13 protein-coding genes, 1 tRNA gene and 3 rRNA genes are annotated in these 17409 nt (G+C 53.2%); 5 read left to right on the forward strand and 12 right to left on the reverse strand.

What is annotated here, in order from left to right:
• Positions 1-101 precede the first annotated feature (101 nt).
• Positions 102-1004 carry an acyltransferase gene (locus tag A8O29_RS22310; protein ID WP_125355475.1) on the forward strand — a complete coding sequence of 301 codons (903 nt, stop codon included), beginning with the start codon at positions 102-104 and terminating at the stop codon, positions 1002-1004.
• A gap of 71 nt (positions 1005-1075) precedes the next feature.
• Here the strand turns inward: A8O29_RS22310 and dsbA are convergent, their stop codons facing one another.
• The 3 genes from dsbA to A8O29_RS22325 form a co-directional block, all read right to left on the reverse strand.
• Positions 1076-1699, reverse strand: coding sequence for a thiol:disulfide interchange protein DsbA (gene dsbA, locus A8O29_RS22315; RefSeq protein WP_125355477.1), 624 nt, complete (start codon positions 1697-1699; stop codon positions 1076-1078).
• 26 nt (positions 1700-1725) lie between these two features.
• On the reverse strand, positions 1726-2712 hold the full coding sequence (locus tag A8O29_RS22320) for a serine/threonine protein kinase (protein WP_125355479.1): 987 nt from the start codon (positions 2710-2712) through the stop codon (positions 1726-1728).
• Positions 2713-2788: 76 nt separating this feature from the next.
• Complete coding sequence (locus A8O29_RS22325; protein ID WP_110511913.1) at positions 2789-3058, reverse strand: YihD family protein; 270 nt, start codon at positions 3056-3058, stop codon at positions 2789-2791.
• A 69-nt stretch (positions 3059-3127) separates the two neighbouring features.
• Here A8O29_RS22325 and mobA point away from each other — a divergent pair, with 69 nt between their 5' ends.
• The gene (gene mobA, locus A8O29_RS22330) at positions 3128-3712 is read left to right on the forward strand and encodes a molybdenum cofactor guanylyltransferase MobA (RefSeq protein WP_125355481.1); all 585 of its coding nucleotides are present in this window, start codon (positions 3128-3130) and stop codon (positions 3710-3712) included.
• A complete protein-coding gene (mobB, locus tag A8O29_RS22335) occupies positions 3709-4236 on the forward strand; it encodes a molybdopterin-guanine dinucleotide biosynthesis protein MobB (RefSeq protein WP_125355483.1) in 528 nt (175 codons plus the stop codon). The genes mobA and mobB overlap by 4 nt, the downstream gene beginning before the upstream one ends.
• A gap of 100 nt (positions 4237-4336) precedes the next feature.
• On the opposite strand, the gene rrf is transcribed toward mobB, so the two are convergent.
• From rrf to A8O29_RS22355, 4 genes are all read right to left on the reverse strand, one after another.
• Positions 4337-4452: ribosomal RNA gene (rrf, locus tag A8O29_RS22340) — 5S ribosomal RNA — on the reverse strand.
• A 96-nt stretch (positions 4453-4548) separates the two neighbouring features.
• Positions 4549-7454, reverse strand: a 23S ribosomal RNA gene (locus tag A8O29_RS22345).
• A gap of 233 nt (positions 7455-7687) precedes the next feature.
• Positions 7688-7763 (reverse strand) — tRNA-Glu (locus A8O29_RS22350).
• Between the two features lie 85 nt (positions 7764-7848).
• Positions 7849-9390 (reverse strand): 16S ribosomal RNA (locus tag A8O29_RS22355).
• Together the 16S, 23S and 5S rRNA genes with 1 tRNA gene alongside form the textbook arrangement of a ribosomal RNA operon.
• Before the next feature lie 484 nt (positions 9391-9874).
• Here A8O29_RS22355 and A8O29_RS22360 point away from each other — a divergent pair.
• Positions 9875-10579, forward strand: a complete 705-nt coding sequence (locus A8O29_RS22360) for a FadR/GntR family transcriptional regulator (RefSeq protein WP_110512409.1) — start codon at positions 9875-9877, stop codon at positions 10577-10579.
• Positions 10580-11980, forward strand: coding sequence for a multidrug transporter subunit MdtD (gene mdtD, locus A8O29_RS22365; RefSeq protein WP_125353630.1), 1401 nt, complete (start codon positions 10580-10582; stop codon positions 11978-11980). It abuts the gene before it with no gap.
• Here mdtD and rbsR read toward each other — a convergent pair.
• The 5 genes from rbsR to rbsA form a co-directional block, all read right to left on the reverse strand.
• Positions 11977-12969, reverse strand: a complete 993-nt coding sequence (gene rbsR / locus A8O29_RS22370) for a ribose operon transcriptional repressor RbsR (RefSeq protein WP_125353629.1) — start codon at positions 12967-12969, stop codon at positions 11977-11979. The genes mdtD and rbsR overlap by 4 nt on opposite strands.
• A gap of 3 nt (positions 12970-12972) precedes the next feature.
• Entirely contained in the window at positions 12973-13902 is a 930-nt protein-coding gene (rbsK, locus tag A8O29_RS22375) for a ribokinase (protein WP_125353634.1), read from the reverse strand.
• Between the two features lie 109 nt (positions 13903-14011).
• Positions 14012-14902 carry a ribose ABC transporter substrate-binding protein RbsB gene (rbsB, locus tag A8O29_RS22380; RefSeq protein ID WP_125353628.1) on the reverse strand — a complete coding sequence of 297 codons (891 nt, stop codon included), beginning with the start codon at positions 14900-14902 and terminating at the stop codon, positions 14012-14014.
• Positions 14903-14929: 27 nt separating this feature from the next.
• Positions 14930-15895 (reverse strand): ribose ABC transporter permease, encoded by a 966-nt coding sequence (gene rbsC, locus A8O29_RS22385; protein ID WP_125353627.1) that lies wholly within the window; start codon positions 15893-15895, stop codon positions 14930-14932.
• Positions 15896-15900: 5 nt separating this feature from the next.
• On the reverse strand, positions 15901-17406 hold the full coding sequence (rbsA, locus tag A8O29_RS22390) for a ribose ABC transporter ATP-binding protein RbsA (RefSeq protein ID WP_125353633.1): 1506 nt from the start codon (positions 17404-17406) through the stop codon (positions 15901-15903).
• Between the last annotated feature and the right edge of the window lie 3 nt (positions 17407-17409).

The raw sequence follows: 17409 nt of genomic DNA on the forward strand, positions 1-17409 counted from the left end.
GTTTGCCAAGACCCGTCTTCAGCTGTGATTTCTGGTAAAATCAGCCTCTTGTGCCTGTCTAAGCCGCACTTTATACAATTAACTATCTGAATAGACTGATTATGTCGAGATTACTCGCTGCGATGACGCTTTTTCTGAGTATCTTCCTTACCATTATCGTGACCATTGCGTGCTCCGTGCCGATCATCCTGGCGGGCATTATCAACCTGTTGTTTCCCATTCCCATGGTATGGCGTTCCGTCTCGGCGTTTTGCAACCTGATGATGTACTGCTGGTGTTCTGGCCTTGCGTTATTACTTCATCTGAATCCGTGGCTGAAGTGGGATGTTGTAGGCCTGGAAGGGTTGAACAAGAAAAACTGGTATCTGCTTATATGCAATCATCACAGCTGGGCAGACATCGTGGTGCTGTGCGTGTTGTTCCGCAAGCATATCCCGATGAACAAATACTTTTTAAAGCAGCAACTGGCCTGGGTTCCGTTTATCGGCCTTGCCTGTTGGGCGTTGGATATGCCTTTTATGCGCCGCTACTCCAGAGCTTATTTGATTCGCCATCCGGAACGTCGTGGAAAAGATGTGGAAACCACACGACGTTCATGCGAGAAATTCCGCACTCATCCCACCACCATTGTGAATTTCGTCGAAGGCTCTCGATTTACGGAAGATAAACGCATTGAAACCCGCTCGCCTTATAAGCACCTACTGTCGCCGAAGGCTGCAGGGATAGCGATGGCGCTGAACGTATTGGGAAGCCAGTTTGATAAGCTGATGAACGTCACGCTGTGCTATCCGGAAAACGATCGCACGCCCTTTTTCGATATGCTGAGCGGGAAGTTAACCCGCATTGTCGTACATGTGGATCTGGTGCCTGTCGCACAAGAATTGCATGGCGATTACGTGAACGATAAGCACTTTAAGCGCGGTTTTCAGCGTTGGCTGAATACCTTATGGACGGAAAAAGATGCGCGAATCGAAGAGATGAAAGCGGCGGCAAGTATGAAATGAATTTACGCTACGAGCCCCCCGATATTTCGGGGTGCTCAAACAATAACGCCGGTCAGTGACCGGCGTTATTTTTATTTTTTCTCAACAAGTTGCTTCACGGTATCGGCATATTGCTGCACGAAGACATCCATGTTGCTGGTATCCATACCCTGCGGGTTCAGCTGGTATTTACCGTTGACGTACATCGCCGGAACGCCCTGTAGCTGCAGATCGGCTGCGGCTTTTTCTTCCTGAGCAACGATAGATTTCACCACAAAGCTGTTCCAGGCTGCATCATAATCTTCGCCTTTAATACCTGCGTCTACGAAGACCTGACGAATGTCAGCCACAGTCTGGACGGTCTGGGTTTTTTGTACGGCTTCGAACATTGGAGCGGTGATCTTATCTTCCACGCCCAGCGCCATTGCCACTGCCCACGCCTGAGTCAGCTCTTTGCCCAGTGGGCCCAGGAACTCAACGTGATACTTGGTCATTTTGGTGCCTTCCGGCAGCTTTTTCTTCACGTTATCAGACACGTGAAGGACCTGCTCAAACTCATAGCAGTGTGGGCAATAGAAGGAGAAGAACTCCAGAACCTGTGGTTCACCGGCTACCGGTTTCTCCAGCGTGGAGTACTGTTTGCCATCGGTGATTTGCGCAGCGGCGGCGCTGAATGCGAGAACCATGCCTGCCAGCGCCAGAAAAATCTTTTTCATTGTTAACTCTCTCCTGAAAGTGTCTGTTAATACATTGGCGTTAATTGTAATGGTGGCTCCTGGAGAACTTTGACTTGTTCCAGGAACATTTGGGTTTGCCTGCGCCAGTTATCTTCTTCGGCAAGCCAAGGAAAATTAACGGGAAAGGCAGGATCGCCCCAGCGGCGGATTAACCACGCCAGGTAATAAACCATACGCATGGCGCGTAACGGTTCAATGAAGGAAAGCTCAGCGGTGTCGAACGTGCTGAACTCTTCATAGGCTTCAAGAATGGTATCAAGCTGCATCAAACGTTCGGCACGATCGCCGTGCAACAGCATCCACAAATCCTGAATGGCCGGGCCATTTCGGGCATCATCAAGATCGACAAACATCGGCCCATCGCGCCAGAGAATATTACCGGCATGGCAATCGCCGTGAAGTCTCAGAGAAGTAAAACGGGTGTGCCATTGCTGCATGACGGCATCAATCAGCTTGTCTGTGGCAGCAAGGAAATCGGCTTTCAGCGAAGAGGGAACCAGCGGCGTAGTTTCAAAAATCTTGCGGGGTTCCAGCAAATATTCCTGCAGGCCGATATCCGGGCGCGCGGTAAACAGTTTTTTGCGGCCGGTCTGATGAAGGCGTCCCAGCGAACGGCCAACCCATTCCATCTGATCCAGATTATCCGGTTCAAACTGACGGCCGCCTACGCTTGGGAATACCGCAAAAGAGAACCCCTGCTGGCTCAACAGCGTTTCACCCTCAAATGCAATAGGTGCCGCGACAGGCACATCATCGGCCTGTAAGTCCTGCGCGAACAGATGTTCTTCGCGGATTTGATCTGCGGTCCAGCGTTGAGGACGATAGAATTTCACGACGAAGCGACGTCTGTCTTCATCCTGAAATTGCCAGACGCGATTCTCGTAGCTGTTGAGTGGAGTCAAACCAGAATCCACCCGAATACCCTGATCAAAAAGTGCATCAACAATGGTATCCGGGTGTAGAGTCTGGAAAGTAAAAGCCTTATCGTTCATCCGATTATCCGGAAATTACTGCGAATAATTCAGGATATCATTTCACAGCCTTTTCGGTCGCACCTCTTACAAGCTTTTACTCTTTAATTACGCCGCGAGCGCGGAGCAGTGCAGTTTTAAAATCTTCTTCATAATCTTTCTTAATGCCCGGGATAGCCGCATCTTTCGCGGAATCGCGCATTTTCAGATGATAAATCAGAATATCATCGGAAAGATCCGTCAGCTCACCGTCAAAACCTGACTCCTTCGCCAGTTTCTGTAAGAATTGCATTAGATTCAGCTCGGGCTCTTTTTGCCAGGCTGGCTGGAGAAGCTCAATTACTTCGTTCAGACGTTTACATTTCATTTATTTGCTCCTTACGCTTAACAGTCACACGTTAGCAGGGTCAAACCCACAATAAAAGAGGCGATATTCGTGAATCAGCATCAGGGGATAACCGGCGTCGTGCTGGCGGGCGGAAAGGCAAGCCGAATGGGTGGCATCGATAAAGGATTACAGGAGCTCAACGGAATTCCACTATGGCAACACGTCGCCGCTACGCTTTCTATGCAAACGGAAACATTGGCTGTCAGCGCTAACCGTTCACTGGATATATACCGTTCCCTTGGCCATACCGTAGTAGAGGATGCATTACCCGATTACCCTGGCCCCCTTGCCGGAATGCTCTCTGTAATGCAGCAATTGCCGGGCGAGTGGTTTCTTTTTTGCCCGTGCGATACGCCCTTTATTCCAGATTTTCTGACTGACCGTTTTTTGCAGTTCAGAACCCAAACACCAGTAGTATGGGCCTATGACGGCGAACGCGATCATCCCACAGTTTCCCTGATTAACCGCAGTGTAGTCCCCTTCCTGGAAAAATATCTTGAGGCAGGAGAGCGCCGGGTAATGGTCTTTCTTCAGCAGTGTGGTGGCCATCGCGTTGATTTTAGCGATGTCAAAGACGCATTTATCAACGTGAATACGCTCGACGATTTGCAAAGCATGCAGGTGAAATCATGACGCCGGTTCTGGCCATTGCCGCGTGGAGCGGCACGGGGAAAACAACCTTACTAAAAGCACTGATCCCGGAACTCTGTGCACGTGGTTTACGTCCGGGGCTTATCAAACATACTCATCATCGGATGGATATCGACACTCCTGGGAAAGACAGCTATGAACTGCGTAAGGCAGGTGCCGCCCAAACGCTGGTTGCCAGCGGACAGCGCTGGGCATTAATGACGGAAACGCCAGAAGCGGAAGAGCCTGATCTGCAGTATCTGGTTAGTCGCATGGAACTCTCAACGCTGGATCTGGTGCTTGTTGAAGGTTTTAAACACGAGCCTGTCGCCAAAATGATGCTCTTCCGACAAGGTACGTCTCACACGATTGAAGAACTGACTCTCGACGAATACGTAGTCGCTATTGCCGCTGACACACCGATTGATACACCTTGCCCATTATTGGATCTCAACAACATCAATCAGATAGCTGAGTTTGTTGAGCAATGGGTAGAGCAACAGAAAGCCGTTAAGCAGGAGCGATAATCGGGGTTACGATTGCGAATGCAAAGATCATAGAGGGATTTGATGACGTATAAACGCAAAAAACCCCGGCCTTTCGGTCGGGGTTTCTTACTTGTTTGATGCCTGGCAGTTCCCTACTCTCGCATGGGGAGACCCCACACTACCATCGGCGCTACGGCGTTTCACTTCTGAGTTCGGCATGGGGTCAGGTGGGACCACCGCGCTGTTGCCGCCAGGCAAATTCTGTTTACCAACACACCCTTCAGGGTCTGTCAGTTAATCTGTTTCAAGCTGAATATCGTGTCTCTCACGCCAAAACATCTTCGGCGTTGTAAGGTTAAGCCTCACGGTTCATTAGTACTGGTTAGCTCAACGTATCGCTACGCTTACACACCCAGCCTATCAACGTCGTAGTCTTCAACGTTCCTTCAGGACTCTCAAGGAGTCAGGGAGAACTCATCTCGGGGCAAGTTTCGTGCTTAGATGCTTTCAGCACTTATCTTTTCCGCATTTAGCTACCGGGCAATGCCATTGGCATGACAACCCGAACACCAGTGATGCGTCCACTCCGGTCCTCTCGTACTAGGAGCAGCCCCCCTCAATTCTCCAGCGCCCACGGCAGATAGGGACCGAACTGTCTCACGACGTTCTAAACCCAGCTCGCGTACCACTTTAAATGGCGAACAGCCATACCCTTGGGACCTACTTCAGCCCCAGGATGTGATGAGCCGACATCGAGGTGCCAAACACCGCCGTCGATATGAACTCTTGGGCGGTATCAGCCTGTTATCCCCGGAGTACCTTTTATCCGTTGAGCGATGGCCCTTCCATTCAGAACCACCGGATCACTATGACCTGCTTTCGCACCTGCTCGAGCCGTCACTCTCGCAGTCAAGCTAGCTTATGCCATTGCACTAACCTCCTGATGTCCGACCAGGATTAGCTAACCTTCGTGCTCCTCCGTTACTCTTTGGGAGGAGACCGCCCCAGTCAAACTACCCACCAGACACTGTCCGCAACCCGGATTACGGGTCTACGTTAGAACATCAAACATTAAAGGGTGGTATTTCAAGGTTGGCTCCACAAGAACTGGCGTCCTCGCTTCAAAGCCTCCCACCTATCCTACACATCAAGGCTCAATGTTCAGTGTCAAGCTATAGTAAAGGTTCACGGGGTCTTTCCGTCTTGCCGCGGGTACACTGCATCTTCACAGCGAGTTCAATTTCACTGAGTCTCGGGTGGAGACAGCCTGGCCATCATTACGCCATTCGTGCAGGTCGGAACTTACCCGACAAGGAATTTCGCTACCTTAGGACCGTTATAGTTACGGCCGCCGTTTACCGGGGCTTCGATCAAGAGCTTCTCCCTAAGGATAACCCCATCAATTAACCTTCCGGCACCGGGCAGGCGTCACACCGTATACGTCCACTTTCGTGTTTGCACAGTGCTGTGTTTTTAATAAACAGTTGCAGCCAGCTGGTATCTTCGACTGATTTCAGCTCCATCCGCAGGGACTTCACCTACACATCAGCGTGCCTTCTCCCGAAGTTACGGCACCATTTTGCCTAGTTCCTTCACCCGAGTTCTCTCAAGCGCCTTGGTATTCTCTACCTGACCACCTGTGTCGGTTTGGGGTACGATTTCGTGTTACCTGATGCTTAGAGGCTTTTCCTGGAAGCAGGGCATCTGTTACTTCAGTACCGTAGTACCTCGTCATCACACCTCAGCGTTAGATAAGAGTCCGGATTTACCTAAACTCTCCGCCTACATGCTTAAACCGGGACAACCGTCGCCCGGATAACATAGCCTTCTCCGTCCCCCCTTCGCAGTAACACCAAGTACAGGAATATTAACCTGTTTCCCATCGACTACGCCTTTCGGCCTCGCCTTAGGGGTCGACTCACCCTGCCCCGATTAACGTTGGACAGGAACCCTTGGTCTTCCGGCGAGCGGGCTTTTCACCCGCTTTATCGTTACTTATGTCAGCATTCGCACTTCTGATACCTCCAGCTACCCTCACAGGCCACCTTCAACGGCTTACAGAACGCTCCCCTACCCAACAACACATAGTGTCGCTGCCGCAGCTTCGGTGCATAGTTTAGCCCCGTTACATCTTCCGCGCAGGCCGACTCGACCAGTGAGCTATTACGCTTTCTTTAAATGATGGCTGCTTCTAAGCCAACATCCTGGCTGTCTGAGCCTTCCCACATCGTTTCCCACTTAACTATGACTTTGGGACCTTAGCTGGCGGTCTGGGTTGTTTCCCTCTTCACGACGGACGTTAGCACCCGCCGTGTGTCTCCCGTGATAACATTCTTCGGTATTCGTAGTTTGCATCGGGTTGGTAAGTCGGGATGACCCCCTAGCCGAAACAGTGCTCTACCCCCGAAGATGAGTTCACGAGGCGCTACCTAAATAGCTTTCGGGGAGAACCAGCTATCTCCCGGTTTGATTGGCCTTTCACCCCCAGCCACAAGTCATCCGCTAATTTTTCAACATTAGTCGGTTCGGTCCTCCAGTTAGTGTTACCCAACCTTCAACCTGCCCATGGCTAGATCACCGGGTTTCGGGTCTATACCCTGCAACTTAACGCCCAGTTAAGACTCGGTTTCCCTTCGGCTCCCCTATTCGGTTAACCTTGCTACAGAATATAAGTCGCTGACCCATTATACAAAAGGTACGCAGTCACCTAACAAGTAGGCTCCCACTGCTTGTACGTACACGGTTTCAGGTTCTTTTTCACTCCCCTCGCCGGGGTTCTTTTCGCCTTTCCCTCACGGTACTGGTTCACTATCGGTCAGTCAGGAGTATTTAGCCTTGGAGGATGGTCCCCCCATATTCAGACAGGATACCACGTGTCCCGCCCTACTCTTCGAGTTCACAACGCGTGCATTTTCATGTACGGGGCTATCACCCTGTATCGCCGGACTTTCCAGACCGTTCCATTAACACGCGCGCTGATTCAGACTCTGGGCTCCTCCCCGTTCGCTCGCCGCTACTGGGGGAATCTCGGTTGATTTCTTTTCCTCGGGGTACTTAGATGTTTCAGTTCCCCCGGTTCGCCTCATTAAGCTATGTATTCACTTAATGATAGTGTGTCGAAACACACTGGGTTTCCCCATTCGGGTATCGCCGGGTCAAAGGTTCATATCACCTCGCCGACGCTTATCGCAGATTAGCACGCCCTTCATCGCCTCTGACTGCCAGGGCATCCACCGTGTACGCTTAGTCGCTTAACCTCACAACCCGAAGATGTTTCTTTCGATTCATCATCGACTTGCAATAATTTGAGAGACTCGAACACACCGTATTTTCCTTTCTTATTACGGAGAAAGGAAACAGTGTGTCGTTTCAATTTTCAGCTTGATCCAGATTTTTAAAGAGCAAATATCTCAAACATGACTCACCGCTTACGCAGTAAAATCAGTTTTGAGATAGGGAGGCCGGCGACTTTCACTCACAAACCAGCAAGTGGCGTCCCCTAGGGGATTCGAACCCCTGTTACCGCCGTGAAAGGGCGGTGTCCTGGGCCTCTAGACGAAGGGGACACTGAAGTCTCAATCGCAAGACGCCTTGCTTCTCTACATCTATCAGACAATCTGTGTGGACACTACAAAGGCAGGTTCTTTAAGGTAAGGAGGTGATCCAACCGCAGGTTCCCCTACGGTTACCTTGTTACGACTTCACCCCAGTCATGAATCACAAAGTGGTAAGCGCCCTCCCGAAGGTTAAGCTACCTACTTCTTTTGCAACCCACTCCCATGGTGTGACGGGCGGTGTGTACAAGGCCCGGGAACGTATTCACCGTAGCATTCTGATCTACGATTACTAGCGATTCCGACTTCATGGAGTCGAGTTGCAGACTCCAATCCGGACTACGACGCACTTTATGAGGTCCGCTTGCTCTCGCGAGGTCGCTTCTCTTTGTATGCGCCATTGTAGCACGTGTGTAGCCCTACTCGTAAGGGCCATGATGACTTGACGTCATCCCCACCTTCCTCCAGTTTATCACTGGCAGTCTCCTTTGAGTTCCCGGCCGAACCGCTGGCAACAAAGGATAAGGGTTGCGCTCGTTGCGGGACTTAACCCAACATTTCACAACACGAGCTGACGACAGCCATGCAGCACCTGTCTCAGAGTTCCCGAAGGCACCAAAGCATCTCTGCTAAGTTCTCTGGATGTCAAGAGTAGGTAAGGTTCTTCGCGTTGCATCGAATTAAACCACATGCTCCACCGCTTGTGCGGGCCCCCGTCAATTCATTTGAGTTTTAACCTTGCGGCCGTACTCCCCAGGCGGTCGACTTAACGCGTTAGCTCCGGAAGCCACGCCTCAAGGGCACAACCTCCAAGTCGACATCGTTTACGGCGTGGACTACCAGGGTATCTAATCCTGTTTGCTCCCCACGCTTTCGCACCTGAGCGTCAGTCTTTGTCCAGGGGGCCGCCTTCGCCACCGGTATTCCTCCAGATCTCTACGCATTTCACCGCTACACCTGGAATTCTACCCCCCTCTACAAGACTCTAGCCTGCCAGTTTCGAATGCAGTTCCCAGGTTGAGCCCGGGGATTTCACATCCGACTTGACAGACCGCCTGCGTGCGCTTTACGCCCAGTAATTCCGATTAACGCTTGCACCCTCCGTATTACCGCGGCTGCTGGCACGGAGTTAGCCGGTGCTTCTTCTGCGAGTAACGTCAATCGTTGCGGTTATTAACCACAACGCCTTCCTCCTCGCTGAAAGTACTTTACAACCCGAAGGCCTTCTTCATACACGCGGCATGGCTGCATCAGGCTTGCGCCCATTGTGCAATATTCCCCACTGCTGCCTCCCGTAGGAGTCTGGACCGTGTCTCAGTTCCAGTGTGGCTGGTCATCCTCTCAGACCAGCTAGGGATCGTCGCCTAGGTGAGCCATTACCCCACCTACTAGCTAATCCCATCTGGGCACATCCGATGGCAAGAGGCCCGAAGGTCCCCCTCTTTGGTCCGAAGACGTTATGCGGTATTAGCTACCGTTTCCAGTAGTTATCCCCCTCCATCGGGCAGTTTCCCAGACATTACTCACCCGTCCGCCGCTCGTCACCCAGAGAGCAAGCTCTCCTGTGTTACCGCTCGACTTGCATGTGTTAGGCCTGCCGCCAGCGTTCAATCTGAGCCATGATCAAACTCTTCAATTTAAGTTTGATGCTCATGAATTAAACTTCGTAATGAATTACGTATGTTCACTCATAAGACTTGGTATTCTATTTAGCGTCTTTCGACGTTAAGAATCCATGTCACTTTGAGTGCCCACACAGATTGTCTGATAAATTGTTAAAGAGCAGTGAGTTACGCGCTTTCGCTTGCTAACTCGAGGTCCCGTATAATACGTTTTCCTCATTCAGAGTCAAGCGTTTATTTTCGCTTTTCTCTGTCAGGATTTCCTGGGAAACCCTTCTGACCCGGCGGCTGGCGAGCCGTTGTTCCGTGTCAGTGGAGGCGCATTATAGGGAGTTCTGACGAGACGGCAAGAGGAAATTTGAATTAATTTATCGCTCGCCCTTTTTTTCACCAAACCACTCATAAAAGCACCATTAATTGCACTATCTGCTGTTTTTACCGCCGTATTTTGCCTCTGAATGGCATACTAGAAAGGTCATTCGATATGAAGGAAAGGCATCTATGTCCTTGAGCGCGCAACAGCTGGCGGCACAAAAGAACATTTCATGGGTTCTTGCAGAGAAACTGGCGCAGAAGATTTTGACCGGAGAATACCCGCCGGAGTGCATCCTCCCCGGAGAGATGGAGTTGGGCGAGCAGTTTGGCGTAAGCCGTACCGCCGTTCGTGAAGCGGTGAAGACGCTGACCGCAAAAGGAATGGTTTTGCCGCGACCACGTATTGGCACCCGAGTGATGCCCCGTAGCGACTGGAACTTCCTTGATAAAGAGCTGATATCCTGGTGGCTGACCGAAAGTAACTTTGAAGAAGTCGTAGAACACTTCCTTGTTATGCGCAGCAGCCTTGAACCGCAGGCCTGCTTGCTGGCGGCCACGCTCGGCAGCGCGGAACAAAAAGCCCGGCTGAATACATTAATGGAAGAGATGGTCCATCTGAAGCGGCACTTTGACCGCCAGCGCTGGATTGAAGTGGACATGGCCTGGCACGAACAAATCTATGCGATGAGCTCCAACCCATTTCTGACCTCCTTTGCTTCGCTGTTTCATTCTGTCTATCAGACTTACTTTGCCGCCATCACCCAAAACGAAGTGGTGAAGCTCGATCTCCACCAGGCCATTGTGGATGCTATTCAGGAAAGCGATGGTCCACGCGCCTGGCAGGCTTGCCAGGCACTGTTAACGGCCCCAAACACTCAGGCTACTCAATAGATGACCGAGAAGAAATCACGCAGTATGGCCGGTTTGCCGTGGATTGCGGCGATGGCCTTCTTTATGCAAGCGCTGGATGCCACCATCCTGAACACCGCGCTCCCCGCAATTGCCCACAGTCTGAATCGCTCCCCATTGGCGATGCAGTCGGCCATTATCAGTTACACCCTGACGGTGGCGATGCTGATCCCGGTCAGCGGCTGGCTGGCCGATCGCTTCGGCACGCGTCGCATCTTTATGATTGCCGTGAGTCTGTTTACCCTGGGCTCGCTAGCATGCGCCCTGTCAGGTTCATTAACGCAGTTGGTTATCTTCCGCGTGATCCAAGGGGTCGGCGGCGCAATGATGATGCCCGTCGCCCGCCTCGCGCTGCTACGTGCCTATCCGCGCAGTGAACTTCTGCCTGTTCTGAACTTCGTGACCATGCCTGGGCTGGTCGGTCCCATTCTTGGGCCGGTGCTGGGCGGCGTGCTGGTAACCTGGGCGAGCTGGCACTGGATTTTCCTGATTAACATTCCGATCGGCATCGCCGGGCTGTTGTATGCCCGCAAATATATGCCGAACTTCACCACGCCACGCCGCAAATTTGATATGACCGGCTTCCTGCTGTTTGGCCTGAGTCTGGTGCTATTCTCCAGCGGGATGGAGTTGTTCGGCGAGAAAATTGTCGCGACGTGGATGGCGCTGGCCATCATTGCGGTCAGTGTTCTTCTATTACTGGCATACATTCGCCACGCGCGCCGACATCCCACGCCGCTCATCGCGCTGCCGATGTTCAAGACGCGCACCTTCTCCGTGGGAATTGTCGGCAACCTCGCCACCCGTCTCGGTACCGGCTGCGTTCCGTTTCTGATGCCGTTGATGTTGCAGGTTGGGTTTGGTTATCCAGCGCTAATCGCTGGCTGCATGATGGCACCCACAGCGTTAGGGTCGATTCTGGCGAAATCGACGGTGACGCAGGTGCTGCGTTGGCTGGGTTATCGTAAAACACTGGTAGGGATTACGGTGTTTATCGGTCTGATGATTGCACAGTTCTCGCTGCAGTCGCCGTCCATGCCGGTGTGGATGCTGGTCCTGCCTTTATTCGTGCTGGGAATGGCAATGTCGACGCAGTTTACGTCGATGAACACCATAACGCTGGCTGACCTCACCGACGAAAACGCCAGCAGCGGCAATAGCGTGCTGGCCGTGACGCAGCAGCTGTCTATTAGCCTTGGGGTAGCCATCAGTGCCGCAGTGCTGCGCTTTTATGAAGGGTTCGAGGGTAGCAACACCGTGGAACAGTTCCACTACACCTTTATTACGATGGGGGCCCTCACAGTGGTATCGGCACTGACGTTTATGCTGTTAAAACCGAAAGATGGTCGCAACCTGATTAAAGAGCGGCACAAGAAAGCTTAGGCAGAACCGCGCACCACCAGCTCAGGCGTCAGCTGCACACGCTGCTGTTTCTGCCCGGGCTGCGCCATTCGGTGGATCAATACGTCGATAGCCAGCTCACCCAGTTCATCTTTAGGCTGATGGATTGTCGTCAGCGGCGGCGTCATGTAGGCCGCCAGTTCGATATCGTCATAACCGACGACCGCCACATCCCGTGGAATATTCAGTCCCGCCTGATACAGCGCCTGATAAACCCCGACCGCCATCGCATCATTACCCACGAACACCGCCTGCGGGGGTTCCGGTAGCGCCAGCAATGCCTGCATCGCCGTTAATCCGCCGCCAAATTCAAAATTGCTGGTAATAATGTAGCCATCAACAATCGGCAAGCCACTACGCGCCATTGCCGCCTGATACCCTTCAAGGCGCAGGCGCGCGGGCGTTTTATCCAGCGGCCCGGCAATACAGGCGATACGGCGATAACCTTTGTCGATCAGGTACTGCGTCGCCATGTCCCCGCCGAGCAGCGAGTTATCCTGAATAATATCGCTGTCACCGTCGAACGGCGCCCAGTCCATCATCACCGTCGGTATAGAAGGATAGCGCTGGACGATTTCCGGCGACGGCTGATGCGTTTCGGTACACAACAGCAATAAACCGTCGACGCGCTTTTGCATCAGCGTTTCGAGATTACTGTTCATCCGCTGTTCGTCGCCTTCGGTGTTGCAGAGCACCAGGCTGTAGCCGCGTTCAAAGCAGCTGCGCTCCACGCCGCGAACCAGCTCCGAGTAAAACGGATTGGTACTGGCGGTGATCAGCATGCCGATCGTGTGGGTCTGATTGAGTTTGAGGCTACGCGCCAGGGCCGAAGGCGCGTAGTTAAGGCTTTTAATGGCGGCATTCACCTTTTCGGTGATGCTTTCGCTGACAAACCGGTCTTTATTAATGACGTGAGAGACCGTCGAAGTGGAAACGCCCGCCAGGCGAGCAACATCCTTCATGGTAGCCAAGCGTTACCCCTGCTGACGTAAAAAATCGTCGATCTCTTTGCGCCATGGAACAGAAGGCTGCGCGCCTTTGCGGGTCACAGCAATAGCCGCTGCCGCATGGGCAAAACGCAACGCCTCCGGTAATTCGGTGCCTTCCAGCAGCGCCGTCATCAGCGCGCCGTTAAAGGTGTCGCCCGCCGCGATAGTGTCAATGGCCTGCACTTTAAAGCCCGGCACGCGCTGACCGGTCCCTTTCTGGCTGGCCCACACGCCGCGACTGCCGAGTGTAATGATAACCGTTTCGATGCCTTTATCATGAAGCACCTGCGCTGCCTGGGCGGCTTCCTCATCATTTTCGACCCGCACGCCAGTCAGCTTTTCTGCTTCGGTTTCGTTAGGGGTGATGATATCCACCAGCGAAAGCAGTTCGTCCGGCAGTTCTCGCGCCGGAGCGGGATTCAGCGCCACGGTCGTCTGGTTGCCGTGCGCAATTTTCGCCGCCGCCAGCACGCTTTCCAGCGGCGATTCCAGCTGCATCAGCAGCGCATCGGCGCTGGCAATACGTTCTTCTTGCTCCGCGACTCGCTCAGTTGTCAGCGCGGCGTTTGCCCCCGCGTGAATACCGATAACATTCTCACCTTCACCATTAACGAAAATCAGCGCCACGCCGGTGGATTCCCCAGCCACAACGCTCACTGGCGCAATGTCTATATTGTCGCTCGCCAGCTGCTTACGCACTTGTTCGCCGGTGTCGTCATCGCCGGTACAGGCGATAAAAGCGATGTTCGCCCCGCTGCGTCCGGCGGCGACGGCCTGATTCGCGCCTTTTCCGCCAAACGCCACTTGATACTGGCTGCCAGTCACGGTTTCGCCCGGTCGCGGGAAAGATTCAAGGTTAAGAATGTGATCGGCATTGATACTGCCAAGGACGACGAGGTTACCTGCGGTTTTCATAATCATGAGTGTCCGATAAAGAGCGCCACCGGGATTTCCGGTGGCGCATGCCACACTTTTCTTTTTACGTTGTCCCCTCAGGCTCTTATTGGCCTGAATCGGTGATGACTTATTGCTTGATGACGAGCTTCAGGTCAACAGGATATTTGGCCTGAACCTTCTCACCTTTCAGCACCTTAGCAGCAACGTCAACGCCCTGGGCGCCGATTTGCTCTGGCAGCTGTGCAATCGTCGCTGCCAGTTTGCCATCATTTACTGCCTTTTCGCCATCCGGAGTGCCATCAAAACCGACAACCATCACATCTGACTTACCGGCAGTCTGCAGCGCACGCAGTGCACCCAGCGCCATTTCGTCGTTCTGCGCGAAGACGGCTTTCACATCAGGATGCGCGGTCAGCAGGTTCTGCATGACGTTCAGACCTTTTGTACGGTCGAAGTCTGCTGGCTGGCTGGCCAGGACATCAAATTTGTGCGCTGCAACGGCCTGCTGGAAACCTTCGCCACGCTCGCGAGCGGCAGACGTTCCTGCAATACCCTGCAGTTCAATAACTTTCGCGCCTTCACCGGCTTTCTTCGCGATGTAGTCGCCCGCGATTTTGCCGCCCAGCACGTTATCAGATGCAATGTGGCTCACCACCTCACCTTTAGATGCCTGACGGTCCAGCGTAATCACGGGGATCTTCGCCTGGTTTGCCATTTTTACGGCGTTACCCACGGCGTCCGAATCGGTTGGGTTGATCAGCAGAATTTTGGTGCCACGTACGGTCAGGTCCTGAACGTTCGCCAGCTCTTTCGCCGGGTTGTTCTGAGAATCCAGTACCACCAGGTTGTAGCCCAGTTTATCCGCCTCTTTCTGCGCCCCGTCTTTCAGGGAAACGAAGAACGGGTTGTTCAGAGTCGAGATAACCAGCGCAATGGTGTCTTTCGCCATTGCGTTAGCACTTACGGTGGCGCTCAGTGCCACAGCAGAAACCAGGGTAGCCAGTTTTTTCATGTTCATATCTGAGATGTCCTGTTATGTCAGTTATTACTGCTTTTTGTTGTCTACCAGCACCGCCAGCAATATCACCACCGCTTTGACGATCATCTGGTAATAGGAGGAAACACCTAACAAATTCAAACCATTATTAAGGAAACCGAGAATCAAAGCGCCGATCAGCGTCCCAACAATGCGACCTTTGCCGCCCGCAAGACTGGTTCCGCCCAGCACCACCGCCGCAATCGCGTCAAGCTCATAGCCGGTACCCGCCGTCGGCTGCGCAGACGACAGGCGCGCCACTTCGATAATTCCCGCCAGTGAGGCCAACATGCCGCACAGCGAATAAACGATAATTTTGACTTTATTGACGCTGATGCCGGACAGACGCGTTGCCGCTTCGTTACCGCCCAGCGCGTAGATGTAGCGACCCAGGCGGGTGTGGTGCAGCATGTACCAGGCCGCGAGGAACACAATCGCCATGATCCACACCGGCGTTGGAATCCCCAGCGGACGGCCAATACCAAACCAGCCAAAGACATCGGCATTATCGGTAAAGCCCGTATTCACCGGGCTGCCGTTGGTGTACACCATCGTCATCCCGCGTAGCAGCAGCATCATCACCAGCGTGGCGATAAATGCCTGCACCCGACCTTTGGCGACAATCACACCCGTCACCGCGCCAATCGCCGCACCTAGTGCCAGCGCAGCCGCGACGGCCACCAGCGCATTCACTTCAATACCGACAATCGACGCTGCAACCGCTCCGGTCAGGGCCAGCAGTGAACCGACGGACAAATCGATGCCCGAGGTCAGAATGACCAGCGTCATCCCCACCGCCATGATGGCGTTAACCGACGTCTGTTGCAGGATGTTGAACAGGTTATTAACGGTAAAAAAGTTCGGACTCATGGTCGAGACAACGGCTATCAGCACCAATAGAGCAATCAGCGACTTTTGCTCCAACAGCCACGCTTTGGTGAAATAACGGCGACCAGCAACAGCCTGGGTAGTCATCTTTCTTACTCCTGATTCACACGATTAAGCTTGCCCACAGCGGCAGCCATCAATACTTCCTGGGTGGCCTGCTCGCGTGTGAATTCACCGCCGAGATGCCCTTCGTGCATCACCATGATGCGGTCGCTCATGCCCAGCACTTCCGGCATCTCCGAAGAGACAAGAATGATGCTCAGGCCATCGGCTTTAAACTGGTTAATCAGCTGATAAATCTCTTTCTTCGCCCCGACGTCCACGCCACGGGTTGGCTCATCGAGGATAAGCACTTTCGGGCGCGTCATCAGCCCGCGGGCAATCGCCACTTTTTGCTGATTACCGCCGGAGAGCAAGCCAATCGCCTGCTCCATTGACGGGGTTTTGACATTAAACAGACGGATGAAATCGCTCACCGCCTGCTGTTCATCTTTATGCTTCAGGCCTCCGCCCGCCTTGCTGAAATAGCGCAGCGCAGTCAGCGACATATTCTCTTTCACCGACATACCCAGCACCAGGCCGTCACGCTTACGGTCTTCGGAGATATAAACGATGCCGTTGGCCAGACCGTCCTGCGGGGATTTGGTCACCACTTCATGACCATCCAGGGTGACGTAACCGCTGGAACGCGGCAGTGCGCCATAAAGCACTTTCATCAGCTCGGTTCGCCCGGCACCCATCAAGCCCGCCACGCCGAGGATTTCCCCTTTGCGCAGCGTAAAGCTGACATTTTCCACGCCCGGCCCGCACAGGTTATCGACCTTCAGGCGCTCGTCACCCGGCGTTTTGTCGATGCGCGGATACTGGTCTTCGAGCTTGCGCCCGACCATCATTTCAATCAGTGAATCTTCGGTGAGCGTCGCCACTTCGCGCTCGGCAATAAACTGGCCGTCACGGAACACGGTCACGTCATCGCAAATTTCAAAGATCTCTTTCATTCGGTGAGAGATATAAACGATGCCGCGGCCCTGGGATTTCAGCTCGCGAATGACGCGGAATAACGATTCGGTTTCGGTGTCGGTCAGCGCGTCCGTCGGTTCATCCATGATGATGACCTTCGACTCGAAGCTCAGCACTTTGGCGATTTCCACCATCTGCTGATCGCCAATCGACAGTTCACCCACCAGCCTGTCGCTTTTAAAGCGCAGGTTGAGCTTCGCCAGCAGTTTGTCTGCTTCGGCGTACATGGTTTTCCAGTCGATTTTGCCGAAGCGGTTGACGAACTCACGGCCTAAAAAGATGTTCTCGGCGATGGTCAGCTGCGGGATCAGATTCAGTTCCTGATGGATGATGCCGATCCCAGCTTCCTGAGAGGATTTCGGTCCGGTAAAGATCACTTCCTGGCCCAGCCAATGCAGGGAACCGGCATCTTTGCTGTAGATCCCGGTCAGCACTTTCATCATCGTCGATTTACCGGCGCCGTTTTCGCCCACCAGCGCCATCACGCGGCCGGAGTAGACGTTCAGCGAAGCGCCGGAAAGGGCTTTTACGCCCGGGAAAGATTTATCGATCCCTTTAAGTTGCAGTAATGCGTCCATGGC

It is taken from the genome of Scandinavium goeteborgense, assembly GCF_003935895.2.
Classification (GTDB): domain Bacteria; phylum Pseudomonadota; class Gammaproteobacteria; order Enterobacterales; family Enterobacteriaceae; genus Scandinavium; species Scandinavium goeteborgense.